Source organism: Thermodesulfovibrionales bacterium (assembly GCA_035622735.1).
GTDB lineage: Bacteria > Nitrospirota > Thermodesulfovibrionia > Thermodesulfovibrionales > UBA9159 > DASPUT01.
Map to the genome: position 1 here is coordinate 1 of DASPUT010000167.1, position 4475 is coordinate 4475.

Consider the following 4475-nt stretch of genomic DNA (forward strand, 5'->3'; position numbering starts at 1 on the left):
ACCGGCATAAGACAGAGGTCCTCCTCAAGGCGAACGGGGTGATGATCCAGGCGGAAAGCATCACCGGGGACATCTATTCCTCGATAGATGAGGTCGTCGAAAAATTGGATAAGCGGGTCAAAAAATATAAGGAAAAACTCGTATCCCACCGGAAGGGTGACGCAAGAACCCCGGCAGCACCGGAAGCACCGCAGCCGGCGGCCGATACCGGAAGGATCATCAAGAAAAAACGTTTTGCCATGAAGCCGATGAGCCCCGATGAAGCCGCGATGCAGATGGAACTCCTCGATAAGGATTTCTTCATCTTTTCGAACGATGCGAGCGGTGAGATAAACGTCATCTACCGCAGAAACGACGGCAATTACGGTCTCATTGAGCCGGTGAAATAATACGGCCGCGGGACGGGATTGAAACCCCTTATCGTCATCATAACGGGCCTCGCCGGTTCCGGAAAGACCGTCGCGTTGCGGGCACTCGAAGATCAGGGCTTTTACTGCGTCGACAACCTGCCGGTAACCCTCATGGGGCCTTTTACGGCGGTCGTAACGGCCGATGACCATACGAGGAAAGTGGGCGTCGGCATAGATGTGAGAGAAAAGAAGTTCCTCCCCGAGCTCGATTCCGTTCTCAGACTCCTCCGCGATAAATACCGCCTCGAGATCATCTTCCTCGAGGCCGAGAAGGATGCCCTGATCAGGAGATTCAAGGAGACGAGGAGACCTCACCCGCTCGTGTCGGCTGAGATCGATATTGAAGAGGCGATCGATATCGAAAAATCGATGCTCCTCCCCCTGCAAAGAGAGGCTTCACGCATCATCGACACCTCGGCGCATACCCCCCATCAATTACGGTATCTCATATCGTCGCTCTTCAGAATGCCTTCCCGGGGCGCCGCGATGGCGGTGACGCTTCTGTCATTCGGACATAAGTTCGGCATACCGCAGACCGTAGACATCCTCTTCGACGTGCGCTTCCTTCCCAATCCGCACTTCGTGACCGGACTCAGGGATATGAAGGGGACCGATCCGGCCGTGCAGGACTTCGTCCTGAGACAGCCGCCGGTGGCGGAGTTCATGGAGAAAGTGGCGGGATTACTGAACTTCCTTATCCCCCGGTACGTTGAGGAAGGAAAGGCGTACCTGACCATCGGATTCGGTTGCACGGGAGGCAAACATCGCTCCCCTGCGATAGTCGAAAAGATTTCAGAGATGATAAAAGACAACCCGATAGACGTCAGCATAGTTCACCGGGATCTCTAGGCAGGTCAAGAACCCATGATATACCTCGACAACAACGCCTCGACCCCTGTCGATCCCGAGGTAGCGGCTGAGATGCTCTCTGCAATCAGATCTAACTACGGGAATCCTTCGAGCGGTCATGAGATCGGCATGAGGGCGAAGGCCTCGGTCGAAAAGGCACGCTCGCAGGTTGCGGCGCTGCTAGGCGTCTCCCCCGAAGAGATTATTTTCACCTCGGGCGGTACGGAATCGAACAACCTCGCCATCATCGGCCTGGCGCACGAAAAAGGCAAGGGCCACATCATAACATCGGTAATCGAACACCCTTCCGTGATAAATCCCTGCAGGCACCTCGAGGGCAGCGGCTTTTCCGTCACCTATGTCGGGGTCGAGGGGGATGGCAAGGTGAGGGTCGACGAGGTGAAGAAGGCTATCCGGGGAGATACCTTCCTCATAACGATCATGCATGCGAATAACGAAACGGGTGTATTACAGCCGATAGAAGAGATAGGCGCGATAGCCCGGGAGAAGGGAATAGTATTCCATACTGACGCCGCGCAGACCATCGGAAAGATCCCCGTGAGGGCGAACGACCTCGGCATGATGACGATCGTATCCCACAAATTCTACGGGCCGAAGGGCATCGGTTCGCTCCTTGTAAGAAAAGAAGTCACATTACATCCCATCCTTTTTGGCGCGGGACACGAGAGAGGACTGCGACCCGGCACGGAGAATGTCCCCGGGATCGTCGGGTTTGGAAAGGCCTGTGAGCTGTCGCAGCGCTATCTCAAGGAGAGAATTACCCGGACGCAAAACATCACGGATAGCCTCTTCGGGGGTCTGAGGGAGAAGATTAAGGGATTGCGGCTCAACGGGCACGAAACGGATCGGTTACCGAATACCCTCAACATAGCGATCCCCGGCATAGACGCTATCGATCTCATCGAAGCGGTAAAGGACGCGGTGGCCGTTTCGTCGGGTTCCGCCTGCCACTCGGGCCGGAGAGAGGCTTCTCCTGTTCTAAAGGCGATGGGCATCAGCGATGAGGACGCCATGGCGTCTCTGAGGCTCAGTACCGGTAAGGACAATACCGAAGAGGAGATGCGAGAGGCAGAGAAAATAATCGCGAAGGTCGTCCTCTCGATCCGTTCGGGATAGGCTTCCGTTTCGCGCCTCCCGCGCTGGGGAGCCCCTTTCAGGCTGACCGACATTCTCTCCCTCACGGGCAGATTATGGAGGACATTTCCGGTATAATCTTCTTACTACCATGACCCTGAGAGTCCCGAGAATATTCTTTGTCGTATACCTCTGTTCCTTTTCGAGTCTCGCCTATGAGATAGTTCTCACGCGAATCTTTTCGATCTCCCTATCGTATCACTTCGCCTTCATGATCATCAGTATCGCGATGCTCGGCCTCGGCGCAAGCGGTACCGTTCTCTCGCTCTATCCGAAGATGAAAGACCCCGCCCGTATCCCTATCTATACTTTTTTTCTCGGCATCAGCATCTCTCTCGAATATCTCCTTTCGAACATGATACCTTTTGATCCCGTCAGGCTTTCGTGGGAAAAGGCACAATTGCTCTATATCGGTCTTTACTACGTGACACTCTCCGTGCCGTTTTTCTTCACCGGATCGATCACCGCAACCGCCTTCTCGTTACTGAGCAGGTATTCCGGACTTCTCTATGGCGCCGACCTCGTCGGCGCAGGCACGGGATCCATCGGTATCCTCGGGCTCACGACGGTCACCTCACCGGAGCATGCGGTCTTCGCCGTCTCTACAATCGCGCTCATGGCATCGTTCGCTGCAGGCGGTAAGAGGCTGAAAGCGCTCTCTCTGCTCTTCATCCTCTTCAACGCCTCCCTCTTCCTCTTTCACCCCACATTCGCGGGCATAAGGATGTCCCCTTACAAAGGGCTCGGGGCTGCCCTGCGGTACCCGGGAGCGAGGCACATGAAGACATATTACAATCCCTTCTCCCGGATAGATCTCTTTCGGAGTCCCGCCGTACGGTTCGCACCCGGGCTCAGCCTCCGGTATCTCGAGCCGTTGCCCGAACAGATAGGCCTATCGGTGGACGGGGGCGGCATCACAGCGGTGACATCTTCTCTGGATGAAAAGTCCCTTTCCTTTCTCGGACACCTCCCTTCTGCGCTCGCCTATGAAGTCGGCGGCAGGGACAATGCGCTGATCCTCGATCCCGGAGGCGGTCTCCAGGTTCTCGTCGCTGATCATTACGGCGTGAGGGAAACCGACAAGGTAGAGGCAAATCCCCTCCTCATCGATGTCATGAGGCGGGACTTCAGCAGGTTTTCGGGAGGGATATATGATGAGAGAACATGGACCGGACTCGGAAGGTCTTGGCTCGAGGCGCGGGCAGAGGAATTCGATGTCATCGACATCTCCCTCATGGGCGCACAGTTGATCGGTTCCTTCGGGATATCAGAGGATTACCGTTTCACGGTGGAGGCATTCAGGGGATACCTTAATCACCTGAAACCTAACGGGGTACTCAGCATAAACCTTTATCTGCTCCCTCCGCCGAGAATCGAGCTGAGGCTCCTCATTACCGCCGTAACCGCGCTAAGGGAACTCGGGGAAACAGGCATCGAACAGGAGATTGTGGCCGTCCGGAGCTGGGACAGCCTCTGCATCCTCGTCAGGAAGTCACCCTTCACTTCAGGTGCGATAGACTCGGTGAGGAGATTCTCAGGGGAGCGGAGATTCGACCTCGTGCACTATCCCGGCATTCGGAAAGATGAGTCCAACCGATACATCCGAATGCCTTCGGACACATATTTCATCGCCTTTCAGAATATCCTGAGTCCTTTCACCCGTGAACGGTTCATCGAGAATTACCTCTTCGACATCACCCCCGTCCGCGACGACAGACCTTTCTTTCATTACTTCCTCAAGCTGACGAACATCAGGGAGATTTACCGGACGATGGGTGAAAAATGGCAGTTCTTCATCGAAGAGGGGTACATCCTCCCTGCCCTCTTCCTGCAGGTCATCGTCCTGAGCCTCGTTCTCATTTTCGTTCCTTCTCTGAGGAGGCTGCAGACGATTCAGTCAGCTGCGACAGACAAGAAGTTCCTGCCCTACTTTGCTTTTCTGGGCGTCGGATACCTGTTCGTTGAGGTCGCCTTAATCCAGAAGATGGTCCTCCCTCTCGAATATCCTCCTTACGCGGTCGCGACGGTGCTTGCTTCGGTTCTCATAGGCTCGGGACTCGG

4 protein-coding genes are annotated in these 4475 nt (G+C 55.3%); all 4 read left to right on the plus strand.

Going from position 1 to position 4475, the window contains the following annotated elements:
• A partial coding sequence (locus VEI96_08855; GenBank protein ID HXX58094.1) for a sigma 54 modulation/S30EA ribosomal C-terminal domain-containing protein occupies positions 1-389 on the plus strand: 389 nt, incomplete at its 5' end.
• Positions 390-407: 18 nt separating this feature from the next.
• On the plus strand, positions 408-1259 hold the full coding sequence (gene rapZ / locus VEI96_08860; GenBank protein HXX58095.1) for an RNase adapter RapZ: 852 nt from the start codon (positions 408-410) through the stop codon (positions 1257-1259).
• 15 nt (positions 1260-1274) lie between these two features.
• Entirely contained in the window at positions 1275-2396 is a 1122-nt protein-coding gene (locus tag VEI96_08865) for a cysteine desulfurase family protein (protein HXX58096.1), read from the plus strand.
• 109 nt (positions 2397-2505) lie between these two features.
• A partial coding sequence (locus VEI96_08870; protein ID HXX58097.1) for a hypothetical protein occupies positions 2506-4475 on the plus strand: 1970 nt, incomplete at its 3' end.

What these genes read in the sequence shown, in the direction of transcription:
- VEI96_08865 (HXX58096.1), top strand. Translation starts at nt 1,275, where the DNA reads ATGATATACCTCGACAACAACGCCTCGACCCCTGTCGATCCCGAGGTA.